22 protein-coding genes, 1 tRNA gene, 1 rRNA gene and 1 pseudogene are annotated in these 23,723 nt (G+C 57.3%); 19 read left to right on the top strand and 6 right to left on the bottom strand.

The genetic code is table 11. From position 1 onward, the window contains the following. Window positions 1-20 precede the first annotated feature (20 nt). The 4 genes from rrf (at window position 21) to HY795_18460 (ending at window position 1,936) form a co-directional block, all read left to right on the top strand. A 5S ribosomal RNA gene (gene rrf / locus HY795_18475) occupies window positions 21-136 on the top strand. A 99-nt stretch (window positions 137-235) separates the two neighbouring features. Further along, the gene (locus HY795_18470) at window positions 236-1,051 is read left to right on the top strand and encodes an HNH endonuclease (GenBank protein MBI4807204.1); all 816 of its coding nucleotides are present in this window, start codon (window positions 236-238) and stop codon (window positions 1,049-1,051) included. Window positions 1,052-1,413: 362 nt separating this feature from the next. Next, window positions 1,414-1,659 (top strand): type II toxin-antitoxin system Phd/YefM family antitoxin, encoded by a 246-nt coding sequence (locus HY795_18465; protein MBI4807203.1) that lies wholly within the window; start codon window positions 1,414-1,416, stop codon window positions 1,657-1,659. Further along, window positions 1,649-1,936, top strand: a complete 288-nt coding sequence (locus tag HY795_18460; GenBank protein ID MBI4807202.1) for a type II toxin-antitoxin system RelE/ParE family toxin — start codon at window positions 1,649-1,651, stop codon at window positions 1,934-1,936. Before HY795_18465 ends, HY795_18460 begins: the two co-directional genes overlap by 11 nt. A 92-nt stretch (window positions 1,937-2,028) precedes the next feature. Here HY795_18460 and HY795_18455 read toward each other — a convergent pair whose 3' ends face one another. After that, entirely contained in the window at window positions 2,029-2,709 is a 681-nt protein-coding gene (locus HY795_18455; GenBank protein MBI4807201.1) for a hypothetical protein, read from the bottom strand. Between the two features lie 242 nt (window positions 2,710-2,951). Between HY795_18455 and HY795_18450 the strand changes: the two genes are divergently transcribed. Next, on the top strand, window positions 2,952-3,764 hold the full coding sequence (locus HY795_18450; GenBank protein ID MBI4807200.1) for a glutamate racemase: 813 nt from the start codon (window positions 2,952-2,954) through the stop codon (window positions 3,762-3,764). Between the two features lie 109 nt (window positions 3,765-3,873). Beyond that, on the top strand, window positions 3,874-4,062 hold the full coding sequence (locus tag HY795_18445; GenBank protein ID MBI4807199.1) for a hypothetical protein: 189 nt from the start codon (window positions 3,874-3,876) through the stop codon (window positions 4,060-4,062). Between the two features lie 84 nt (window positions 4,063-4,146). On the opposite strand, the gene HY795_18440 is transcribed toward HY795_18445, so the two are convergent. From HY795_18440 to HY795_18430, 3 genes are read right to left on the bottom strand one after another with little or no spacing between them, the layout of a single operon-like run. Beyond that, entirely contained in the window at window positions 4,147-5,118 is a 972-nt protein-coding gene (locus HY795_18440) for a chemotaxis protein CheV (GenBank protein MBI4807198.1), read from the bottom strand. Between the two features lie 16 nt (window positions 5,119-5,134). Beyond that, a complete protein-coding gene (gene ispH, locus HY795_18435) occupies window positions 5,135-5,986 on the bottom strand; it encodes a 4-hydroxy-3-methylbut-2-enyl diphosphate reductase (protein MBI4807197.1) in 852 nt (283 codons plus the stop codon). Beyond that, window positions 5,973-6,977, bottom strand: coding sequence for a tRNA-dihydrouridine synthase family protein (locus HY795_18430; protein MBI4807196.1), 1,005 nt, complete (start codon window positions 6,975-6,977; stop codon window positions 5,973-5,975). Before HY795_18430 ends, ispH begins: the two co-directional genes overlap by 14 nt. Window positions 6,978-7,198: 221 nt before the next feature. Between HY795_18430 and HY795_18425 the strand changes: the two genes are divergently transcribed. From HY795_18425 to HY795_18375, 11 genes are all read left to right on the top strand, one after another. Next, window positions 7,199-8,125 carry a branched-chain amino acid transaminase gene (locus tag HY795_18425; GenBank protein MBI4807195.1) on the top strand — a complete coding sequence of 309 codons (927 nt, stop codon included), beginning with the start codon at window positions 7,199-7,201 and terminating at the stop codon, window positions 8,123-8,125. Between the two features lie 42 nt (window positions 8,126-8,167). Beyond that, window positions 8,168-10,186, top strand: a complete 2,019-nt coding sequence (dnaX, locus tag HY795_18420) for a DNA polymerase III subunit gamma/tau (GenBank protein ID MBI4807194.1) — start codon at window positions 8,168-8,170, stop codon at window positions 10,184-10,186. A gap of 13 nt (window positions 10,187-10,199) precedes the next feature. Then, window positions 10,200-10,511, top strand: coding sequence for a YbaB/EbfC family nucleoid-associated protein (locus HY795_18415; protein MBI4807193.1), 312 nt, complete (start codon window positions 10,200-10,202; stop codon window positions 10,509-10,511). Between the two features lie 3 nt (window positions 10,512-10,514). Then, window positions 10,515-11,120 (top strand): recombination protein RecR, encoded by a 606-nt coding sequence (recR, locus tag HY795_18410; GenBank protein MBI4807192.1) that lies wholly within the window; start codon window positions 10,515-10,517, stop codon window positions 11,118-11,120. A gap of 6 nt (window positions 11,121-11,126) precedes the next feature. Further along, entirely contained in the window at window positions 11,127-13,301 is a 2,175-nt protein-coding gene (locus HY795_18405; protein MBI4807191.1) for an ATP-dependent RecD-like DNA helicase, read from the top strand. A gap of 18 nt (window positions 13,302-13,319) precedes the next feature. After that, the gene (locus tag HY795_18400; protein MBI4807190.1) at window positions 13,320-14,279 is read left to right on the top strand and encodes a flippase-like domain-containing protein; all 960 of its coding nucleotides are present in this window, start codon (window positions 13,320-13,322) and stop codon (window positions 14,277-14,279) included. Beyond that, complete coding sequence (thiD, locus tag HY795_18395; GenBank protein MBI4807189.1) at window positions 14,276-15,085, top strand: bifunctional hydroxymethylpyrimidine kinase/phosphomethylpyrimidine kinase; 810 nt, start codon at window positions 14,276-14,278, stop codon at window positions 15,083-15,085. The genes HY795_18400 and thiD overlap by 4 nt, the downstream gene beginning before the upstream one ends. A 14-nt stretch (window positions 15,086-15,099) precedes the next feature. Then, window positions 15,100-15,182 (top strand) — tRNA-Leu (locus HY795_18390). Window positions 15,183-16,156: 974 nt separating this feature from the next. Next, complete coding sequence (locus HY795_18385; protein MBI4807188.1) at window positions 16,157-17,413, top strand: carbonic anhydrase; 1,257 nt, start codon at window positions 16,157-16,159, stop codon at window positions 17,411-17,413. A gap of 128 nt (window positions 17,414-17,541) precedes the next feature. Next, window positions 17,542-18,501: a chemotaxis protein CheV gene (locus tag HY795_18380; protein ID MBI4807187.1), complete on the top strand. Its 960-nt coding sequence runs from the start codon at window positions 17,542-17,544 to the stop codon at window positions 18,499-18,501. 206 nt (window positions 18,502-18,707) lie between these two features. Further along, on the top strand, window positions 18,708-18,965 hold the full coding sequence (locus tag HY795_18375) for a hypothetical protein (protein MBI4807186.1): 258 nt from the start codon (window positions 18,708-18,710) through the stop codon (window positions 18,963-18,965). Window positions 18,966-19,017: 52 nt separating this feature from the next. On the opposite strand, the gene HY795_18370 is transcribed toward HY795_18375, so the two are convergent. Then, the gene (locus HY795_18370; GenBank protein ID MBI4807185.1) at window positions 19,018-20,232 is read right to left on the bottom strand and encodes an acyltransferase; all 1,215 of its coding nucleotides are present in this window, start codon (window positions 20,230-20,232) and stop codon (window positions 19,018-19,020) included. Between the two features lie 156 nt (window positions 20,233-20,388). On the opposite strand from HY795_18370, the pseudogene HY795_18365 reads away from it, so the two are divergent. Further along, window positions 20,389-21,380 (top strand): annotated as a pseudogene (locus HY795_18365) (methyltransferase domain-containing protein). A 19-nt stretch (window positions 21,381-21,399) separates the two neighbouring features. On the opposite strand, the gene HY795_18360 reads toward HY795_18365, so the two are convergent. Then, window positions 21,400-22,698 (bottom strand): MFS transporter, encoded by a 1,299-nt coding sequence (locus HY795_18360; protein MBI4807184.1) that lies wholly within the window; start codon window positions 22,696-22,698, stop codon window positions 21,400-21,402. A gap of 267 nt (window positions 22,699-22,965) precedes the next feature. Between HY795_18360 and HY795_18355 the strand changes: the two genes are divergently transcribed. Next, entirely contained in the window at window positions 22,966-23,619 is a 654-nt protein-coding gene (locus HY795_18355; GenBank protein ID MBI4807183.1) for a DedA family protein, read from the top strand. The last annotated feature ends 104 nt before the right edge of the window (window positions 23,620-23,723 follow it).

Here is a 23,723-nt window from a genome sequence, read left to right as displayed (position 1 = left end):
TTATATATCATCAGGAATTTCCTGGTGGCCCCAGAGGAGGGGGTACACCCGATCCCATTCCGAACTCGGAAGTTAAGCCCTCCATCGCCGATGATACTGCTAGGACCGCTAGTGGGAAAGTAGGTCGCCGCCAGGATCCTTTCAGAAAGGCCCGCACAAATTGCGGGCCTTTCGCTTTTGGATCATTTTCTTTATTTGGGTCTTGCATGTGCTGTTTCTATGAGGGGGTTCTGATATGAAGCAACGTATTACAATTCCACAAGAAATTGTTGCAAAAGTAATGCTCGATAGCGACAGGACGTGTTGTGTTTGTTGTGAAAGAGGTAAAAAAGTACAGATTCACCATGTCGATGAAAATCCGGCTAATAACGATATTAATAATCTTTCAGTATTATGTTTTGATTGTCACGATCTAACAATGGTTCGCGGTGGATTTGGTCGATCCTTGACCAAAGAACAAGTTCTTGTTTTTCGGGAGAATTGGTATGGTCGCGTAAAGAAGAGAAGAGATGATTGTGACCAAATTGCTGTTTCTCGGCAACTCGGTGATATGCCAAAGGATTACGGCAATGTGTTGGTATTAGATATTGCTATGAAGAGAAGTGATGATTTTTCTGTTGATTTACTATCGCAGAATAACATTCGTGAATATATTGAAAACATTCCTTTTATGATTGATAGAGCACATGCCTATGCTCAGCCAAAGTTTGACACAGGAATTACATCGGAAATGATGCAGGGTGGATATGATATTATAGATTCTTTGGTTAATATTATTCGGGTATTATGCAGTTTTTTCCCATCTGTAAAAAATGAGACGGAGTCCATAGAACGTTTTATTGATGGATATGTTCGTTCAAAATTTATATGGCATCACTTTGCACAAGAACCACATGGCCCTGGTACTGGGGGAACAATTGTTGGACAGTTAGTAGCAGGAAGTGTTATTTCTGAATTGAAATCGATGATTGTTGATATTGTAGGCGGTATATGCATGTGGGACGATGAATTTGAATTTGTCGATTGGCGGAAGCGTGTCATTGGTCGTTAACACATAACTTTCGGAATAGTTTTTACAATATATGTACAGTGATGGTTGTTACCTGACACCGCCGCCCTAGCGGGGCAACGCTTAGGCTGCCTCGTTCGTCTCGTCGGGTAGCGCTCCGCTGTCTTTAAGAAGGCCTTCAAGGAAGGCCGTGTAGGGCGTCCTTCCGTTTATGCCTCGGCCTTATGCGGGCGCTCCCGATTGTAGTGCTGAGATACGATTCCAGCGACTTCTGCATCTTCCCCGCTGATTCGTACCATATCTGCCTGCCTTGAATCCGTAAGTGCTCCCCTTGCTCCTCTTGACGCCGACTTTTTAAGGCCCTATTTATAGTGCTATATAAAGCACCAAAAAGTGAGCCTAGCATGCAAACCATTTATGCGAACAAGACGGTGAGCGTCACAGAGCTTAAACGAAATTTCAGCTCGGTCCTGAGCCAGGCATCGGATGATCCTGTGGCGGTACTCAACCACAACAGGCCGGAGGCCTATCTGCTCTCCGCTTCGCATTACGAGCAACTTCTTGAGCGCCTGGAGGATCTTGAGGACGCACGGTTGGTCCAGGAGCGCTCGGACGGACCTTTCGTGGAAGTGGACATCAATGAGCTATAAGCTGCGCTTCCACGAGCTAGCTTTGAAAGAGTGGAGGAAACTGGACGCAACCCTTCGCGAACAGTTCAAGAAGAAACTGGCCGAACGTCTGGATAATCCGCATATTCTTTCGTCCGCTCTTGCGGGAATGCCAAACTGCTACAAAATCAAACTGCGCAAGGTGGGCTATCGACTCGTGTACCGCGTTGATGACGACATTCTCTACGTGACTGTTGTCGCAGTGGGCAAGCGCGACAAACTACGGGTGTACTCTCAAGCGCGCGAGCGCTTGGCTTAGTAGCCGGAGTCAAAGGGACGGCAGCTTTTGACATTTCTACAAATCCGATCCACAACCTCTTCATTGCATAGCAACTTCAGCCCGTAGTCGCGTCAATAACTGATCCCGGTCCCACCAATGGGCTGAGCTGATGACCCTAACCACGGATACAGCGGCTCAGACCCGGTTTGCGTTTCTGTACCGGTAGGAGTCGCGGTCCAGTAGGTACTCATCCATGGATATATGCCTCCTGTGGTTTGAGTGCCCGAGGACGAAAGCGAGGGGAAGGCCCCCCAGGCAAAACCAGTGCCTGTTGTTGTGGGAAGCGCCGTTGTGAGCGGAGAGAAGCCTGAGAAGATGTCAACATTTGTTCCTGTTCCCAATGTTGGCGTTTGGCCGAAAAGCCATGAGGTATTATTCGTGAAACCTGTGGTCTGAAATGTCGGGAGTGTCTGTTGGGTCGGCTGTATTTGAGCCTGTTCCCTTCTGTCCCATTCAGCGATCAACTCATCCCACGTTGCGCCGGTTTTTGTCAGTTCATAGGACGAGAGATCAATGGTTTGAGGAATCCCGGCGGCTTGAATTTCTGGAAAGAGGTTGAGTATGTTCGGGGCGATAGTCACTATCGTCCCTGGTTGCCCAGACACTTCTCCGCAATATATTTTTCCTGTCATCCCAGGTATTAAGAGACCGGAACACTCCTCTTCCGCATGTGACAGCGATGTTGTGGTAACGGTGAGTAGGATTAATGCACAGAATACTTTAGATTTGCACAACATTTTAATGACGTTCATGGTCCCCTCCATGTTGTCCTGAAGTGCCTCCTTAATATATAAATACGCCGCAAGAATTGTGGAGGGGCATGAATGGTGTTTTTTTTATCGCCAACTATGTCTAATCAAGCACGGTTTGTGGAAAAACATAGTAAAGCAGGGTGGATGGTCCCTTTTTTAGAGTCAGAGTTTTCACCGCTTGATGTTCAGCCCGGCATGTGGTTTGAACGCCCCACACGTTTCGCTTACTGGACAATAAACATATGAACATTTCCCCTTCCTCGCCGATAGGCATCTTCGACTCCGGAGTGGGCGGGCTCACCGTGGCCCGCGCTGTCATGGAGCGTCTTCCGGGCGAGAATGTCGTCTATTTCGGCGACACGGCCCGGGTGCCGTATGGCGTCAAATCCCATGAGACAGTGGCCCGGTTCGCCCAGCAGATCGCATCCTTTCTGCTCGGCAAGCAGGTCAAGATGCTCATCATCGCCTGCAACACCATGGCGGCCGTGGCTTATGACGCTGTTCGCGCCTTGTCCGGCGTGCCGGTGCTGGAGGTGATAGACGCTGGCGCCCGCACCGCCGTGGCCCGCACCCGCAACCGCCGCATAGGCATCATCGGCACGCCTTCCACCATAAGCTCTGGGGCCTACCTCTCGGCCATACAGCGCTACGACGTGAGCGGCATGTTTTTGGCCTCCGAAGCCTGCCCGTTGTTCGTGCCTTTGGTTGAAGAAGGATGGCTGGACCACCCGGTGACCCGCCTGACCGCTTTTGAGTACCTTACGCCGCTTCTGGCCCAGAACATCGATACGTTGGTGCTTGGCTGCACGCACTACCCGTTGCTCAAGCCTCTGCTCGGCTCGGTGCTCGGTTCAGGGGTGCAACTGGTGGACTCGGCTGAAGCGGTGTCCGTGCGTGCCGAGGCTATGCTTAAGGAGATGAATCTTCTGAATCCCCAGGCCACTGAGGCCCAGCACGTTTTCCATGTGACGGACGTACCGCAGCGTTTCCAGGAAGTGGGAGAGCGTTTTCTGGGGCGTTCGTTGAACAATATCCAGTTGGAGAGCATCTGCTAACAGGCGGGGCATGTATCAACGCGAAGCCGAAATGGATTCCAAAGGGCGAAAAGCCCTTTGGCCGCCGGAGGCCTTTCCCTTCAACCAACCGCCCGCCAAGGAGTGCAACATGGCCAGCGAGACCATCGTGGTAAGGCTTGAAGACGTGCCGGTCCGCAAGAAAATGCCGCCGCCGGCGAAGACCATCCGGGACCCGAAGGCGTATCGCCGAAATCCCAAACATAAGAACAGAGACAACTCGCAGGACGACGAAAAAGCGCCCGGCAGGGATAACCCGCCGGGCGCTTCGCATTTGTGATCATCATACTTTCTAAGGAAAACGCCCCTAAAATTCTGCCGGGCAGTCCTCCCTCAATCGCTTCACACCACATCGACCGCAGGCTTAGGCCTCGACGGTAAGCCGCTCCTCGATCAGCTTCTTGGCACGCAGGGCAAGCTGGCTCACTTCGGGTTTGGAGATCTGGTCGTCCGCGCCCACGGCCTCGCCTTTGTGGCGCAGCTTGTCGGTGATGAGCGAAGAGAACAGAAGCACCGGGAGCTGGCGCAGGGCCGGGTCGTCCTTGATGCGCTTGGTGAGGTTGTGGCCGTCCATGGTGGGCATCTCGATGTCCGAGACCACCACCTGCACGAAGTCTGTCACGCTTTTGCCTTCGGTCTCGGCGTTGGATTTTATCTGCTGCAGACGCTCCCAGGCCTGGAGGCCGGTGTTGACCACCTCCACCTCGAAGTTGGCCTTTTCCATGAGGTCGCGCAGCATTTCGCGGATCAAGGCCGAGTCGTCGGCGATGAGGGCACGGTAACGCTGGCCGGACTTCCAGTCGATGCTGGTGTCCAGGTGCAGCCCGAGTTCAGGGTTCAAGTCGGCCACGATCTTTTCGAGGTCCAAGAGAAAGACGATGCGGTCTTCCAGTTTGACCACACCGGTGATGGACTCGCCGCTCAGGGTGGAGACGTACGTGTTGGGCGGCTCGACGGATTCCCAACTCAGACGGTGGATGCGGGTGACTCCGGAGACCATGAACGCCGTGGTCACCCGGTTGAACTCGGTGACGATGACCTTGGGAGATTCGAGTTCCGTGCGCTCCTTGCCGAGCCAGACGGAAAGATCGACCAGGGGGATGATGTGGTTGCGGAGGTTGAAGGCGCCTAGAACCGAGGGATGAGACACTTCAGGCAGCGCTGTTACGCGGGGAAGCCGTATTATTTCCAGCACCTTGGCTACGTTGACCCCATAGTAGCCCTTGTAGGCGCCCTGTCCGGAAGGATCCCCTTCCGTGACGGTCTCGTCCAGAAAGAATTCCACAATCTCGAGTTCGTTGGTGCCGGCCTCGAGCAGGATGTTGGTCTGGGCCATCTATAGTCCTCCGCGTCTAGAGCGTGCGTAAGATCGATTCCACGGTATCAATGATCTTTTTGGGCGTCGAAGCCCCTGCTGTCAAGCCGATACGCTTCTTTCCCCTCATCTTTTCCAAAGGAAGTTCGGCTTCTGTCTCCACATGGACGCACGGTACGCCCTGGGCCTCGGCAACTTTTACCAATCTGCGGGTGTTGCCGCTGTTGCGCCCGCCCACTACCACCATGAAGTCGGATTGTTTGGCAATGGCGATGGCCTCTTCCTGGCGTTTCTGGGTGGCGTCGCAGATGGTGTGCAGGACGGGGATCTCTTGTCCCAGAGTGTCGAAGAGAAACTCCCGGATGCGTTCGAACTCGATTTCGTCCTGGGTTGTTTGCGCGGCCAGAAAATAGGAATCCGTGGGGTAGAGGGAGTGGCTCTTGAGCTCGTCCAGGCTGTCGAAAACTATGGCCCCGTGGGATGCGTGGCTCAAAAGCCCGCGAACTTCGGGATGGGCCTCTTCTCCGTAGAGGAGCAGTATTTTTCCCTGATCGGCCTGCTTGGCGATGAGTTTTTGGGCCTTCTTGACCTTGGGGCAGGTTGCGTCCGAGACGTTCAGTCCTTGCGCGGCCAGCCGGTCGTCCATCTGGCGGGGAATGCCGTGGGCGCGGATGAGCACGGTGGCTCCCTGAGCGATGGATTCTGGTTCCTCGGACTGGCGAACGCCTTTTGCGGCGTACTCTTCAAGCACCTGGGGATTATGGATGAGCGGCCCGAACGTGTAGATGGACACACCCGAACCGTTTTCGTCCAGAAGCTGGTCGAGCTTGCGCAGGGCTAGGTCCACGCCCATGCAGAACCCCGCGGTCTTGGCCCTAAGCACGTCCATCCCAATTCTCCCTGATGTGCAGCCGCTGTTCAGGTGAAGGCACTGTCTGCGCCAAGGCAATGCGGCCGGTAATATCGCGCAGATGTTCCCATGATGTACAGGATGCCACCTCCATGCGCAACGCCCTTGCGCCAAGAAGGTTGCGAATGTAGCGCGGCACGATGGAGCGCATGCGCAACAGGGCCCGCTCCGGACGGCCGAACCGGCGGATAAGCTCCGCGTGGCGCTCAATGAGGCGTGCGATCTGCGGCCCCGAAGCCGGGTGACAATTTGCGTTCAGATAGTGGGCGAAAATCGCCGGATCGTACATGGCCCCGCGAGCGAACATCACCCCGTCGGCTCCAGTCTCGGCAAGGCAGCGTCTGGCATCCTGGGCGCAGAACAGGTCCCCGCTGGCCATGACGGGCACGGTGACGCTTTTTTTGAGCGCCTTGACGAACTGCCAATTGGCCGTTCCGGAATAGCCTTGCCGGGCGTGGCGCGGGTGCAGCGTGAGCCAGGAAACGCCATGATCCTCAAGAGACTTGGCTATGTTTAAAACCGGAGTGTCCCCGGCGTCCCAGCCTGTGCGCAGCTTGACCCCGACCCGTCCAGGCCCGGCCTTGGCCACCATGACCTTGGCGATTTCAACAAGCAGTTCCGGGGTGCGCAGCAGGGCGGCCCCGGCTCCGGTCTTCACAACCTTGGAGACCGAGCATCCGCAGTTGAGGTCGAACCATGAAAATCCGGCTTCCAAAAGCTTGTCCATGGCCTGGGCGAACATGTCCGGTTCCGCGCCGAAGAGCTGCACCACCAGCGGAGCGTCTTCGGGACAGGTGGCCAGGAGGTCCTTGGTGCCGGGGCTGTAATAGACAAGGCCCTTGGCGCTGACCATTTCCGTGACGGCGCAGGCCGCCCCGTATTCGCGGCAGAGCATGCGGAAGGGCAGGTCGGAATAGCCGGCCAAGGGGGCCAGCCAGGGCTTGTCAGGAGCTATGGGGAGAAGCTGCATACGGTGTGGGACCTTGGTAGCCCGATGGTGCTGCCGGGCGGCTCGCCGTAGTGGCGCGCGTTCGTGAGTCCTCTAACCATTGGGGACCTGGTTGGCAATGGTTCGTATGAGCAACCGTGCGGATTTCCGGGGCATCCTTGACCTCGGGTGAGCTTTTGTCTAGCCTCTTTGTTTCAAGCCCGTGCGTCTTGGCTTCGGGCAATACCAGGAAAGAGGAATTTATGTCGCCCAAATCCGAGCTTATCTGGTTCGATGGCGCTCTGGTGCCTTGGGAAAAGGCCCAGGTGCACGTGATGACCCACACTCTCCATTACGGAGTGGGCGTTTTCGAGGGCATACGCGCCTACAAGAAGACCGGCGGCGGCTCCGCGGTTTTCAGGCTTGAGGAGCACGTTCACAGGCTTTTTGATTCCGCCAAGATCGTCGAGATAAAGATCCCCTACACCGAAGGCCAGATCGTTGCGGCCATCGAAGAGACCCTCAAGGCCAACAAAATGGAGGAGGGCTACATCCGACCTATCTCCTTCATCGGCACCGGAATGTCGCTTGGGGTGTTCCCGGGCAAGAACCCCATCCATACGGCCATCTGCGTCTGGCCCTGGGGCGCGTACCTGGGCGAGGAAGCCCTCCAGAAAGGCATCCGCATCAGGACATCCTCTTTCACGCGCCACCATGTGAACGTGATGATGACCAAGGCCAAGGTCTGCGGCAACTACGTCAACTCGGTGCTGGCCAAGAACGAGGCCTTGGCGGACGGCTACGACGAAGGCCTGCTCCTGGACACCGAGGGCTACGTGTCCGAAGGGTCTGGCGAGAACATCTTCATGGTCGTGCACAATGTGATCAAGACCCCGCCACTGACCTCGATTCTCTCCGGCATCACCCGCGAGACGGTGATCACCCTGGCCCGGGACATGGGCTACGAGGTACGCGAGACACGCTTCACCCGCGACGAGCTCTACACCGCCGACGAGGCCTTCTTCACCGGTACGGCCGCCGAAATCACCCCCATCCGCGAGCTCGACCGCCGGACCATCGGCGAGGGCAAGGCAGGGCCGGTGGCCAAGGCGCTTCAGAAGGAATTCTTCAAGGTGGTCAAGGGCGAGAACCTCAAGTACTCTTCCTGGCTGCACGGCTACGCCATCTAAGGCTGTTTCGCCGCTGGGCCAACGCGCCCAGCGGCTTACGCTATGTCATCGCAAAGCCTCACCACGAAATACCGGCCGCAGCGCTTCAGCGACGTGGCCGGACAGGACGCCATAAAGCGGATTCTGTCCAAGGCCTCGGCCGAGGACAAGATCGCTCCGGCATATCTGTTCTCCGGCACGCGCGGCGTGGGCAAGACCACCCTGGCCCGCGTGCTGGCCAAGGCGCTCAACTGCCTTACTGCCCCCACGGCCGAGCCCTGCAACGAATGTTCTCAGTGCCGCCAGATCACGGCCGGAGTCTCGCCGGACGTTATTGAAATCGACGCCGCCACCCACGGCAACGTGGAGGAGGCCCGCCGCCTCAAAGAGGACATCGGCTACGCTCCCCTGCAGAGCCGCTACAAGGTGTTCATCATCGACGAGGCGCACATGCTCTCCAAGGCGGCGTTCAACGCGCTGCTCAAGACCCTTGAAGAACCCCCGGGCCGGGTGACCTTCATCCTGGCCACCACCGAGCCCCACAAGATTCTGCCCACCATCATCAGCCGCTGCCAGCACTACGTGTTCAAGCGTCTGGTGCAGCCTGATCTGGAAGCGCATCTGGCCGGGTTGTTGGGTCGCGAGGCCCAGCCATTCGAGCCTTCCGCCGTGAGCCTTTTGGCGCGGCGCGGGGCCGGCAGCGTGCGCGACTCCATGTCACTCCTGGCTCAGGTGCTGGCCATGGGCGGCGAGACCCTCACGGAACAGGACGTGCGGGACGTGTTGGGCCTGGCCGGGCAGGACGTGTTCTTCTCCTTCATGCGCTCCTTCAAGGACCAGGACTGCCTGGGTGTGAGCGGGCTCTTGCGCCAGGTGCTGGACCGCGGCCTGGACATCGGCTTTTTCCTGCGGGAATTGGCCACCTGCTGGCGCAACCTGTTTCTTCTGAACCAGGCCGGGGAGAAGGCGCTGTCCACCTTGGAACTCACCGAGGAGGAAGGCGGGCAGTGGGTTTCATGGGCAAAAGAGTTCGACGCCCGCCACATACACGCCTGCTGGCAGATGACCCTTGAGGGCCAGCGCCGGGTGATGACCAGCCTGGAACCGGCATTGGCGCTCGAACTGCTGTTGTTAAATCTCGCCTACATCCCGAAGCTCCTCTCGCTCGAAGCCATTAACGCGGGCCAGACCCAGCCTCCGGGACGCGGCGCATCTGGCCACGGCCACACCCCACGTCCCGCCTCAGCTCCTGCAGGCCAGGGGTATTCCGCGCCAAACCGGCCGTCCCCTGCCGCCGCTCCGACTTCAGGGCAGCCGCAACGCCCGGCCCCGGTTTCTTACGGCTCGTCAGCCCCGGCTCCGCGCCAGGTTTCCAGGGCGCAACCGGCGTCTTCCGGCCCGGCACCAAGCCCCAGGCCTGGGCAGGACACCTCGCAGCACGGACAGGCTCGGTCAGGACCGTCCGAGGATGAGCCCGGCCCTCCTGTCCCTGGAGAGGGTTTTTCACCAAAAGACCCGGAGTCTCTTTCGCATCAGGCCATGCCGGTACGTCCGGCACAGTCCTCTGATGAAGAGGCGGATAATTCAGGTGGGGAAGAACCGGCAGCGTCCGGCCCAAATATGGAGCACAGCGTTCATACGGTTGCGCCCGGAACGCTGGCCAGCACGCTTGAGCCAGAGGAGCATTCAGCACCGGCGCACCGGCCCAGGGGGCCGCACACCTGGAAGGGATACCTGGAGTATGTCCGCCATGAGGCCGGGGAGAATGCCGTTCTGAAGGGGGCCCTTCACGGAGTGAAGGGAGCTCTCGAGGACACGGAACAGGGTGCAGTTGTGCGCTTTTTGTGCCCCAACGAGTTCTTGAAGGGGCAGCTTGTTGAAAAGAACGGAAATCTCGCGTTCTTAAATGCCAGGGCCGCCGAGTATTTCGGGCCTGGAACCAAGCTTGTCTTCGAAGTGGCGAAGGGGCAAAAGCCCATGAACCAGCAGGAAATGCGCGCCAAGGCGGAGCAGACATCCCTGTTCCAGGAAGCGCGGGACAATATGGGGGCGTACATCATAGACGTGCGCACCAAAAACTGATCCGGAGGATACCATGAAAGGTATGGGAGATATGATGCGTCAGGCCCAGATGATGCAGAAGAAAATGCAGCAGATTCAGGAAGATATGGGCAAGCGCACCGTGGAAGCCACCGCCGGGGGCGGCATGGTCACCGTGGTGGCCACCGGTTCCCAGGACATCGTTTCGGTCAAGATCGACAAGGCCGTGGTGGACCCGGCGGACGTGGACATGCTCCAGGACCTGGTGCTGGCCGCCGTGAACGACGCGTTGAAAAAGGCCCGGGAGATGCAACAGTCCGAGATGGCCGCACTCACGGGCGGGCTTAAGATCCCGGGGCTCTTCTAAGGCATGAAGTCTCTTCCCAAGCCGCTGGCCGATTTGGTCGGCGAGCTGTCCTCGTTGCCAGGCCTGGGGCCGAAATCAGCGCTCCGGGCCGCTCTGACGCTGCTCAAATGGCCCAAGGAACGCACCCAGAGCCTGGGACGTGCCGTGCACGATTTGCGTGAGAACCTGTGCCTGTGTTCTTTATGCGCGGGCCTGGCCGAATCCGACCCGTGCCCCATCTGCGCCGATCCGACACGAAACGGTGAGTCCCTCTGCCTTGTGAGCGAGTGGGACTCGCTTCTGGCCCTGGAAGAGACGGGACTCTACAAAGGCCGTTATCTCATCCTGGGCGGTCTGCTCTCTCCGTTGGACGGCGTTGACCCTTCCAGCCTGGAGATCGAACGCTTCCAACACAGGCTGGGGGAAGGTTCCATAAAGGAAGTCATCCTGGCTCTCGGCACCACCTTGGAGGCCGAGGCCACGGCGAGCTATCTGAAGAACCTGATCGAGCGCGGGTATTCCGGCGTGCGCCTGACCCGCCTGGCCCAGGGCATCCCCCTGGGGGCCGAGGTGAAGTACGTGGACAAGGAGACGCTCAGGCAGTCCATGGTCCACCGGCAGGATATCTAGTTTCCCATGGCCACTGAACTGACCTGCGAGGTCCACACCGTCACCTTCTTCTCAGAGGAAACCAGCTACCTGGTGGCCAGGGTCCAGGCCAAAGGCGAGCCCGGCGTGGTGACCATAGTCGGCTCCATGGGGCAGGTGACCCCGGGGGAGACGCTCTTTTTGCGCGGCACCTGGACCACCCATCCGCAGTACGGCCGTCAGTTCAACGTGGAGTACTTCGAACAGCGCATGCCCGCTTCGCTCACAGGCATCAAGCGCTACCTGGAATCCAAGCAGATCAAGGGAGTGGGGCCGGTGCTGGCCGGAAAGCTCATTGCCAGCTTCGGCGACAAGGTGCTGGAAGTCCTGGACGAAACCCCGGACCGCCTGCTCAAGGTCAAGGGCATATCGCCTAAGATACTTGAAAAAATAGTGTCGAGCTGGAACCAGCAGCGGGAAGTGCGCGGCCTCATGCTCTTTCTGCAGACCCACGAGGTACCCACCACCTTCGCCCAGCGCATCTACAAACACTACGGGGCTGGAGCCGTCCAGAAGCTCAAGGAAAACCCGTACGGCTTGGCCTACGACATCCACGGCATAGGGTTCAAAACCGCCGACGCCATGGCCCTGAAACTGGGCTTCGCCCTCGACTGCCCTGAACGTCTGGAAGCGGCCATAGTGTATGGTCTTTTCAGCTTGAGCGACTCAGGACATCTCTTCTACCCGCGCGACGAGTTGCTTGAGCGGGTGGAAACCATGCTCGGGGGCGTGGGGCTGCACCTTTTGGCCGAGGCTCTGGAAAGCCTGGAACAGCAGAAACGGGTTCGGGTGGAAGCGCTTCCGCAGCAGGATATCCCCCACGCCGTCTACCTCACCCATTTCTACAACTGGGAGCGGGAGATAGCCGAGCGGCTCTGGGCCATCGCGGCCCATCCGGCCGCGTCTCCGGCGGACAAGGTGGCCAAGCTTCTGCCTTCGGTGGAGGCCGAGTCCGGCATAAAGCTCTCCAGTGAGCAGCACTTGGCCGTGTCTCAGGCCTGCTCCACAAAATCCTTCATCATCACCGGCGGTCCCGGCACCGGCAAGACCACCATCACCCGGGCCGTGGTGCGGGTGTTGGACAAGCTTGGCTACAAGGTGAAGCTGTGCGCGCCCACGGGCCGCGCCGCCAAGCGCATGAGCGAGGCCACGGGCTATCCGGCCTCCACCCTGCACAGGCTTTTAATCTCGCAGCCCGGCGGCGGCTTCGCCCACAACGAGGAGCACAAGCTCAAGGCCGACGTGGTTGTTGTGGACGAGGCCAGCATGCTGGACGTGCAGCTTCTTTTAAGCCTCTTGCGGGCCCTGCCGCTCACCTGCCGTCTCATCCTGGTGGGGGACGTGAACCAGCTCCCTTCGGTGGGTCCGGGCAACGTCCTGGGTGACATGCTTGAGTCCGGCGCCCTGGACCAGGCCCGCTTGAACCACATCTTCCGCCAGGCCCTGGAATCCATGATTGTGGTCAATGCCCACAGGATAAACGAGGGCAAATTCCCTTTGCAGTCGGTGAAAGCCCCCCCAGAAGCGGACTTTTTCTGGGTGGAGTGCGACGATCCCGTCCAGGTGCAGGAAAAAATAATCGATCTGGTGGCCAGCCGAATTCCCAGAACCTACGGCTACGATGCCGTCCGGGACATCCAGGTGCTCTCGCCCATGCACAAGGGGGAGGTGGGAACCCAGGCATTGAACGCGCTCCTGCAGGAGAGGCTCAATCCGTCTGGTCGGGAGCTTACACGCGGGAAAAACCGTTTCCGCGTGGGCGACAGGGTCTTGCAGACGAAGAACAACTATGAAAAGGACATCTTCAACGGCGATCTGGGGTGGGTTGTCGACGCCGATCCCCACGAGTGCGAACTCACCGTGGATTTCGACGGACGCCATGTTCCCTACGACTCCTCGGATATGGACGAATTGACCCTGGCCTATGCGGTGAGCGTCCACAAATCCCAGGGGAGCGAGTACCCGGTCGTGGTTGTGCCGGTGGTCACCCAGCATTACGTCATGCTCAAGCGCAACCTCATATATACCGCCCTTACCCGCGCCAGAAAGCTGGCTGTCATCATCGGGGGCAAGAAGGCCCTGGGCATCGGCCTGGGATCCGTGGGAACAGCGAAACGCTACACGCACCTGCGCTACCGCCTGCAGGAATGCTTCAACCGATAGCCGGAAAAACCACGCGACATGATCCTAAAGAAAACGCTCAGCCTGGTCTTGCGCACAGCCCTTGTGGGCGGCTGCCTCGTCTACGCCTTCTGGGGAATCGACTTTACGCAGCTGTGGAAGGCTTTCTCCCAATTCGATGCCATGGCCATCGTGGTAACAACGTTGTTGTCTTTCCTGGGTTACGGAGCCATGGCGATTCGGATGAATTTCCTGTCCGGTTTCCACTGCGGCAACTGGGTGGGACTCAAGGCTTTTTTGTTGTCCATGGCGGTGAACAACGTCGTCCCCGCCAAGCTTGGCGAGTTGGCCAAGGCCTTCTATCTGCGCAAAGAAGGCGGGTATTCCCTCAGCCAATCCATCAGCATGGTGTTCTGGGAGCGCTTCTTCGATCTGAACGCAATCCTGGCCATGGGCTTGGTGGTCGCGTTTCATTTCAGGCTCAAGATGGCCTTCTTCCCGTTGGCCATCTGCGTGGGGAGCATCTGGACTTTCCTGTTTCTTATCCGCACTTGGCCTGACCGGGGCACCCGGTTGATCAATCTCGTGCCGGTGGAGAGGCTGCGCGAGTTCATTGTGGAAGTGAAGCTGCAGTTGGTTCACGGCGTTACCCTGCGTTACCTGTTCATCTTGGGATTCTATACAGCCCTGGTGTGGATGCTCTACGCCATTCCGACCTTCCTGACGGTCTACTGGGTGGCCGGACTCAAGCTGACCATGGGCCAGACCCTTGCGGTCTTCATCCTGTCAGCCCTGGGGATGGCCATGCCGTCTTCGCCTGGAGCGGTGGGGGTGTTCGAAGCAGCCATTATTTTCGGCCTGGGCCTTTTCAAGGTGGACAAGGAGCTTGCCCTGGCCATTGGCCTGATCATCCACATGATGCAGTTCATTCCCACCACGGTGGCCGGTCTTTTGGTCCTGGCCAAGAGCGGTCTGTCGCTTAAGGATCTTCGCAGAAAAGACGAGGAGCTCGAAGCGTGAGCGCTGTTCCCTGCGTGCTGACCATCGCCGGGTCCGATTCCGGCGGCGGGGCGGGCATTCAGGCCGACCTCAAGACGTTCATGGCGCACCGTTGCTACGGGGCGAGCGTCATCACCGCGCTCACCGCCCAGAACACCCTGGGGGTTACGGGAATACACGCTCCGGAGCCGGATTTCGTCTCGCTGCAGCTTCGCACCGTTCTGGAGGACATTCCTGTGCGGGCAGCCAAGACGGGCATGCTCTTTTCCGCCGCCATTGTCTGCGCGGTGGCCGCCGGACTTGAAGGCAAAGCCTTTCCTCTGGTGGTGGACCCGGTGAGTGTTTCCCAGAGCGGACACAAGCTGCTTGAGGATGACGCGGTGCTGGCCCTGGTGCAACGGATGCTGCCCCTTGCCGATCTGGCCACGCCCAACCGGCCTGAGGCGGAACTGCTCACGGGCATCGCGATCAGTGGCCGGGAGAGCTTGTTCGCCGCCCTGGAGCGGCTTCTTTCTTTCGGAAGCAAGGCAGTGCTCGTAAAGGGCGGCCACATGAACGAGGAAGAGGGCTTGCTCACGGACTGGCTTGCGGTGCCAGGCAAAGAGCCGCTGCCTCTGCCGGTGAAGCGGGTGGACACGGTGCACACGCATGGCACGGGCTGCTCCCTGTCGGCGGCCATTGCCGCTCGTCTGGCCCTTGGGGATGAACTGATCCCGGCGGTGCGCGGCGCACAGGAATTTCTCAATAGAGCTTTGGCCACCGGGTTCGCCGTGGGTGGCGGGGCATCGCCGCCGAACCATCTGGCGAACTTTCCGGAATCGTGCTAGGGCGTGCCCCTCAAGCGAGAGTGGCGGAACTGGTAGACGCACCAGATTTAGGATCTGGCGGGTAACCGTAGGGGTTCGAGTCCCCTCTTTCGCACCAAATTACTGTTCAGGGTGGTCCAAATAGGTCCATATACCCTGAAAATCACTGAGAAGCCGGGCTAGGAATAGCCCGGCTTCGTCCGTTTTGGTCCACTGTATTCAGCCAGGTGTAGCCCTCTGTGCGTTGTCATCTGGTGCTTCACTTTATGATGCCATGGGAATCAGAGTCCATCATATTTGAGTGACGGTGCTGCCCTTAAAGAATGTGCTCCAAGATTGGTTTTGGCTCTGCTGGGAAATCTTCCGAGCACTGGTCCCGCTTCGACCTCAGTCTTTAAAGTATCATCAGCGGAATAGATGGCGTGGCAAACAGAATCATCTGACAAGGACGATTGTGGCGAGATAAGCTTAGATTGCCACTCATAATGCATTTAAAAATGCTTCATGACTAGACAAAGATGCCGCTAAATGAATGTTGTGAACGGCAGAATGTGGAAAGCGACAGAGCAATTTCTGAGATTGGTAACAGTAAAGAATACTACTTAGTTCATAGTCAGCGAGGGTAGAATTTAGAGTACCGTCACTTTTCAAACTTTTCATAGACCAAGCTGTTCCCATGTACTATGGTGGAATATCGAGTTCTTTTTCCGTTGCGCTTTCCGAAGTTCAATTGATGCAAACAATTAACAACAAAGGATTTGCACGATGCGCAATTTGAAACTCAGGGCGAAAATCGGCTTGGGGTTCGGCGTCATCATTTCATAGCCATGCTTTTGAGCGGAAGGGCGTCATGGAGACGAATTCATTATCATCTTGGATATTAACGGATATTCAATAATGCCGAGCTAGTCGAGATAGCCATGTCAAATCCGGCCGGTCAGGCTGCCGCATGACCGGTGCCCTCCAAGGATTTGTACGAGCTATATATGCACAACCCGCAGTGGTTGATAAATTTAACCGTTGGAGTGCTCAGCGGAGATGCGTTCGGGGCCAGGAGTAACTATTATCCGAAGAATAACCATCGGAGATTGTATGAGATCAACGCCGGTTACCCTTGTTCTAGCGATTTGCATGAGTGTTTTTTCCTTCAGTTCTTCAATTGCAGGTCCCAGTGATGCCTCTGCTAAGCCGCCACCAGACAAGATCATAACATGGCTTAATGCTGGTAACAGTCGTTTTGTACTTGGTAAAAGCACACACCCGCATATGGATTCGAAACGAATCTTCCAGGCAGGAACAGAGAGTCAGGGGAAGCATGCCTTAGCCACCATACTGTCCTGCTCAGATTCACGGGTGCCGCCTGAAATTGTGTTCGATGCGGGAATAATGGATCTTTTTGTCATACGGGTAGCCGGGAATGTGGCCAATACGGATGAGATCGGCACGGCGGAGTATGGGTTGTGTCATGTGAATACCCCTGTTCTGGTTGTTCTGGGCCATACGCAATGCGGCGCGGTTACCGCCGTTACTCAAGAGGTGACCGGTCATGGCCATCCTCTTGAGCGTAACATCCCTCCGCTGGTGTCTTCAATTATCCCTGCTGTGCAACGTACCATGGCCGACAATCCAGACCTCAAAGACGACGCTTTGATTAAAAAAGCAATCGAGATGAATGTCTGGCAAGTGATCAAAAATCTCTTTCTCAAGAGTCCTGCTGTTCGCGAGTTGGTAAAAGGCGGAAAGGCAAAGGTCGTTGGCGCGATCTATGACATGCACACCGGCAAGGTGAACTGGCTGCCTGTTGAAAAGGTTTCGGCGATTCTGAAAGAGGCGGACGCATCACCCGAGAAAGCCATCAACGCAATGTTCGAGCAGAATACGCCCACACAAGATAAAGCCGCTGGCCATAAAGCAGCAGCCTCTAACGATGACCAGACTCTGGCCCCCAGGGTCAAAGACCTTGCTGCAAAGCTTGATTCCAAAACAGCCGAAGCTGCTTCGGAGTTGAAGGAGGTCAGGAGCAAGCTCGATTCGTTGGCGGGACAGGTGAAGAATTTGACCGATTCCGGAAAAGGCATCGCGACTGACGCCGGTTCGGAAACGAGCAAGGCTCTCGCGGCAGACTTGAAGACCATCAAGGCCGGAATGGAAACACGGCTCTCTGTGTTCGAGTCTTCAACCAGCTGGATGTTTTGGATGCTGGTGTCTCTTCTTACCCTCTCTGTACTGTGTTTCAGCTGGTTGTTCTGGAAGCTAGGCAACCTCGGGGCTCAGCAAGAAATGCTCAGGGGCAAGGTCCGCAAGGCTTTTGAGCGCATCAATAGTGACATAAAGCGTATGGGAGGATAAGCATCTTACTTGTGTAGTACAAGATGCGGGGCAGCGTTTCCTTGTTCATCGATCGATGAAATTCATCCGCCAATGAGGGAACCCGGCTGGCGGATGAGGATTTGCGTCGAACCACAAAGGGGCAGACCATGAGTGGCAGCGAAATACTGCTTGAGTCCGGAACTAATGAGCTGGAAATTATTGAGTTTTTCATATCCGAGGGTACTGCTTCTGGAGAAAAACAAACCCATTATTTCGGAGTAAACGTCGCCAAGGTTCTTGAGGTGATTGAAAATCCCGGCTTGGTTTCCGGCAAGTCCGCCGTAGACCCCTGCTTCATGGGAACGATCCCGCTTCGGGAAAAGGTACTCCCTGTCATAGATCTCAGCATATGGCTCCGGCTTAAGAAGGAAGCGTCCCGTCATGAAGTCATCCTTGTTACGGAATTCAATAATACCTTGATTGGCTTCCTTGCTTCTGGGGTGACGCAGATATACCGTGTCAGTTGGCAAGATGTTGAACCGCCAGGAAGGTTCTTGACTTCAGTTGAATCCGGATGCGTTACTGGGATAGTGCATTTTAAGGAGCATTCCTTGCTCATGCTTGACCTGGAAAGCTTCCTTGCAGAGTACGATTCGTACCAGACAAATATGAATCATGAAGCCATACAGAATGTGGAGAATGCATACACGGCACTCGTTGTCGACGATTCAAGGTCCATGCGTGATTTGATAGTAAGAAGCTTGGAAGAATCGAAATTTAATATTGTTACGGCATCGAACGGGGAAGAGGCCTGGAACATAATGATTCATCAGAGGGATAATCTCCATGAGGGATTCCGCTCCGCTGAAGAAATGATTGATATCATTGTTTCCGACATTGAAATGCCGCGCATGGACGGCATGACCTTGACCAAAAAAATAAAATCAGACCCTGTTCTGCGCGGAGTGCCGGTTATCCTGTTTTCGTCTTTGATTACCGACTCGTTGCGTCACAAAGGGCAATCGGTGGGGGCGGACATGCAGATCAGCAAACCGGAGTTTTCGGAATTGGCGGCCCGGTCGATCCAGCTCATAAATACCGCCAGGTCGACGAACACGGCTTCTTGATTGAAGAAAAAAATGCGGCTGCTGGGATGAGAGTTCCTGGACCATGCTCGCATGCGTGCGGTTGCGGAGTGTGTGCCGTGTGGAACCGGCAAAGCCGGATTGGAGAGAGTCCGGTGTTGTCCTGAGTGATCCTTTGACATCCGCAAGACTGTCCCGCTTTGTTGCCTTGGTTGTACACGAGCTTCTGCGATTTGAAGGAGCTTACTATGGCAAAGTCCTATCTGCTTTACAGATGTGGCGGCAACGAGCAACGGCTGCCCGTGGCGATTTTCACCGCTGACGGCGTGGATGAGGCCCGGGAAGCGCCGACTTGGCTTAGGCGGCGCCATCCCGAAAACGAACTGCTGGTGCTTGGCCCGGGGGAATTCTTTGAGGTCATTGAAGAGGGGCAATGTCCGCCCGACGAATGGAAGAAAGCGGCAGCCAGGCTTGAGCACAGTTCTCTGTCAGGCCGGGAGGGGTAGCCAGGGAAGTCTCATGCGTTCGGAGCGGGAGCCTGCTTTGTGACCGGCGGGATTATGGCGTTTCCCGCGCTTCAAGGGCAACGGCCGGTTCGTCCACGATGTCGATCCTGGCCGGCCTCACGGACCAGGCCTTTTTGATACGGGTGAGAATCCGCACGGTTGGTTCGTCGATCGCAACAGTGAAAACATAGGCCACCAGGATCGTAACACCAACATAGCAGATGATGGACAGGGTCATGGGTACCGGGCCTGAAGAACCGAACCTCCAGTAGAGTTCCGATAATCCGATGCACAGAAGCGGAAAATGGACCAGATAGAGCGCGAAGGAAATCCTGCCGAGAAACTGGGACGGGCGTGAGTCTAAAACCGCCCCAGACCTCTTCCAGAGAATGATTCCCAGAAGCAGGGCGGTGGCCCCGATGGCGCGTACCGTGCTGAAAGCCGGACTGAATCTCCCCACAAAGGCGGAAATCGCCTCATAGATGGTGCCTTCAGCCGGTGCAAACGGCAGACCGCCGAGAAAAAGCCCGATGAGAAGAAGCGCCGCACCCAGAAGGCTGTTCTGTTTGAGTTTCCCATGCGACTGCGCCTCGAAAAGCAATGCCCCGAAAAAGAAACCGAGGAGATTGGAAGGCCATTGCTGGACGAAGAAGCAGACGAGCGCCGTGAAGAGCAACACCGGAACACGGACGGATTTGGAGACGAGCAGATACAGCGCATAGATTGCCAAAGACCCCGCCAGCTCGACGCGCATGGTCCAAAGCACGTTGTTGAAATAGGACAAGCCGGTCCAATAGACGCTGTAAGAACCTTCTCGCAGGACCGCGCTGAATGGAGGGTCGGGGAGCTGGTACATGAAACCAAGCCACCAGTGCCCGACAATCTGCGCCGCCCGCTGAGACGCTCCGGGGAAGAGTCTGTCCAGGGCGTAGGCAAGGCAGACGCTCGAGAGGATAGGCACTGTGAGCCGCAGATACCTGGTTACCACCAGCAGGGGCAGCCGGCAGCGGGTCTTGGCCGCTGATGCGGCGATAACATAGCCGCTGAGCACGAAAAAGACATACACGGCAAAGGTGCCGCTATACAAAACGAACAACGGAGACGTTGCGATGGCATGCTGAAGAGTTGCGTCAGCTTTCCCCTCCGCACCGAAGTAGAGCACAGGGAAAAAACCAGCGATAAGATGAGAGATTATAACGATAAAGGCGGCTATGCCCCGGAGCCCGTCCAATGACGTTACGCGGGAAGGTGGTGAGGCGCGGTTCATTCGCCACGCTCACTATCCTAATCACCCGGAGTTTGCTAGCCGGTCGGTTCTGCCGGTCCTGACGGTTGTTCTTGAGAAGGGTGGTGGGGAGAATGAAAGAGGGTTAGTGTCCATTTGCTTCAAATCAGAAAAACGCATGATGCCGAGGAAATCACCGTGAACGAACCAATCCTTACGCCAGGCCCGCTGCTTGAAATTTCAGGCTCCTACTGGAAGACATGCGCTCTTCATGCCGGGGCCATGCTGGATGTGTTCACACCTCTTGATTCCGGCCCCAGGACCTCGGAGGAGCTCGCACAGGAAATACACTGCGACAACAGGGCTCTGGCCATGCTCCTGAACGCCCTGGCCTCCATGGAACTGCTGGTCAAATCCGGGGAGCATTTCACCCTGTCAGCATTAGCCAGGACGTTTCTTGTCAAGAATTCACCCCGGTACATGGGCTACATCATCCGGCACCACCACAGGCTGATGGCCTCCTGGTCCATGCTTCCGCAATCTGTCTGTACCGGCAAGCCCGCACGCGAACAACGCCGAAGCGATGAGGACCGGGAGGATTTCCTTCTTGGCATGTTCAACCTGGCTTCAGGCATCGCCCCTGGGGTGGCCAAAAAACTGGACTTCACCGGAAGGCAGCGCCTTTTGGATCTGGGTGGAGGGCCCGGGACCTACGCAATCCATTTCTGCCTGGAGAACCCACAGCTTACAGCCACGGTGTTCGATCTGGCCGGGACCAGGAGTTTCGCCGAGGCCACGATCTCGCGTTTTGGGGTGGAGAGCAGGGTAGAATTTTTGGCGGGAGACTACCACCAGGATCCACTTCCGGGAGGATATGACGTTGCCTGGCTCTCCCATATTCTCCACGCCGAGGGGCCGGAGAGCTGCCGGAACATCCTGGCCAAGGCCGCCAGGGCCCTCAAGCCAGGGGGCTTGCTTTTCATCCATGAGTTCATCCTGAACGACACCATGGACGGACCGGAATTCCCGGCTCTCTTTTCCCTGAACATGCTTCTGGGCACCCAAAAGGCCAATCCTACTCCGAGGCCCAGCTCAGGGACATGCTGGCTTCCGCAGGGGCACGGGATATCCGCAGGCTCGACTTCTCAGGTCCGAATGATTCCGGGATAATGCTTGGCGTAATGGGCTGAACGGAGCTTGATGGCGTTTTCAGGAGACGGTCCGGTTTCTTTCCGGCCTGAAGGTTTCCTTGAGTGCGAGGCAGACCAGGAGCAACATGACCGATGTGGCAAACAGCGCGGTGAAGGCCGCGCTGTAGCCTTCGGTTGTGAAAGCCCCGGAAGGGTCACGGCCGTGGTATTCCAGTATCATCCCGAGCAGTGGCTGGAACACGGCTCCACCCACGAAGGGGAAGATGTTCATTATACCCACCGCGGTTCCAGCCAGTGACACCGGGAACAGTTCCTTGGCCGTGGTAAAGGCCACGGCGGGTGCCGCGCCTCCGAACACTCCGAAAAGATAGAAGAGAATAAAGAGCCCGGGGCCGGAGACGCGGTGCATGCCCCAGGACAGGGTGGCTGTGAGGCAGCACAGACCCAGAGCGCAGAGCGCCAGGGCGGTTTTCCGGCTCTTGAACACTCTGGTGGACAGATAACTCACTAGCGGCCCGCCCGTCACCAAGCCCACCGAGACCATGGCCAGGATGGTTCCCGCCAGGGCGGGGCTGTGCCCGTGCATGTGGCTCAAAAACGGCCCGGCCCAGAGCCCGGCAAAGGAGAAGAACACTCCGTTGTCCAAAAAAAGCCAGGCCGCGACCAGCCAGCCCCATCTGTTCGAGAGTACCACCTTTATCCCGGGGATAAGGGCTTGCCTGCCTGGCGGGAGACCATGCGGCGCGTCAGGCCCCTTGTAGCCCGCCAAGGCCGGTGTGTCGCGGACAATGGCCCACAGAAGCGCGGCCACGAGAATCGCGATGGCGGCCAAGCCGATGAATGCGTTGCGCCAGCCGATAATCTGCGCGGTCTGGGCCAAGGGGGCGGAGGCGAGCAGGGAACCGACGCCCCCCATGGAAACCAGCATGCCGATCATGGTTGAAAAACGTTCGGGAGGGTACCACTCCGCCAGGGTCTTCAGGGTGCAGACCCAGATCATGGACATCCCGAGCCCCACGAGGATACGTCCCGCGGTTGCCCAGGAAGCGTCGGCGGCAAGGCCGATGAGGGCCGCTCCCAGGGCGGCGAGCAGATAGAACGTGGAGGTGGTGCGCCTGGCTCCCCATGAGTCGGCCAAGAGACCCGCCGGGAGCTGCATGGCGGCGTAGGAGTAAAAGAACGCGCCGGAGAGCATGCCGATGAGGCCGCCGCCAGCGTTCAAGTCCCGCATCATATCCACCGCCACCACTGCCGGGCACAGGCGATGAAATGTAACCAGCATGTAGCTAAGCGCCAGGGTGGCGAATACCAGGGAGCGGTATCCCCGGACGCTTAGTCCGTAAGTGCGGGGCATCATTGCCGCAGTAGACAAATCCCAGGGTGATGGCAACCGCGGGGAAGGCGGAGGGGTCAAAACAGTGGACAGAGCGCCCTTCCGAAGCTTAAACAAACTACGCCGGGCTTGCTCCTTCTGTGCCAGACACCGTCGGATCTTTCATCCCCGAGCACCACATCGCTAGAACAACCTACGTTATCCTGGCCTGGAATATCGCTGGCCGCGGGTCTGGAATGTTGTCCGGACGCGGCGCGAGTTGGGCCACCGCGAGGCAGGCGCGCGATCATCATGTTGGAAATGCTTGAAGGCTTTATACGGGATTACGGCTACGTTGCACTGTTTGTCGGCACCTTTTTCGAGGGGGAGACGATCCTTCTGGTAGCGGGGTTCTTGGCTCACAGCGGCGGTCTTGATTTGTCACTGTGCATCTTGTCCGCTTTTGTGGGCAGCCTCTCCGGCGATCAGGCGGCTTTTTACGTGGGGAGGTGGAAGGGAAGGCAGTTCGTGGAGAAGCGTCCCGCCTGGAAATGCCGCGTGGACCGTGTGCACCAGATGCTGGAACGATTTCATGAAGCCCTTATTCTCTCTTTCCGTTTCTTCTATGGCCTGAGAAATCTCACTCCCTTCATACTCGGCACCACGGATATCTCCGGTTTCAAGTTCTTCACCCTCAATGCGATAGGTGCAGCCATTTGGGCCGTGGCGTTCGGCTATGCCGGATATTTTTTCGGGGCGGTCGTGGCCACGGTGCTCAAAGACGTCCATAACGTGCAGATGATCATACTCATCGCGGCCGCAGTGGTGGGTGCCGCCGTATGGTTCTTCCGCCATCTCAAGCGCAAGAAAGCCGAAAAGGCCTGTGCCGGGCACAATCTTGACGCTGACCATCCACATGACGAAAAAAAGCTCGACTCGTCCTCATGCGAGACGCCGCGCGAGTAGGCAAGGCCCCTCCTGGACAGTCAGTGACGGCAGCATTGGCATTTTTGCCTTGAAACGCTGTATTGTTCCGTCGTGACTTGCTTTTTCTCCCCGTTTGCTTCAGT

It is taken from the genome of Desulfovibrio sp. (assembly GCA_016208105.1).
Taxonomy (GTDB): domain Bacteria; phylum Desulfobacterota; class Desulfovibrionia; order Desulfovibrionales; family Desulfovibrionaceae; genus Fundidesulfovibrio.
Note: the sequence above shows the minus strand (reverse complement) of the source record. Positions and strands in the feature narration are given on the sequence as shown.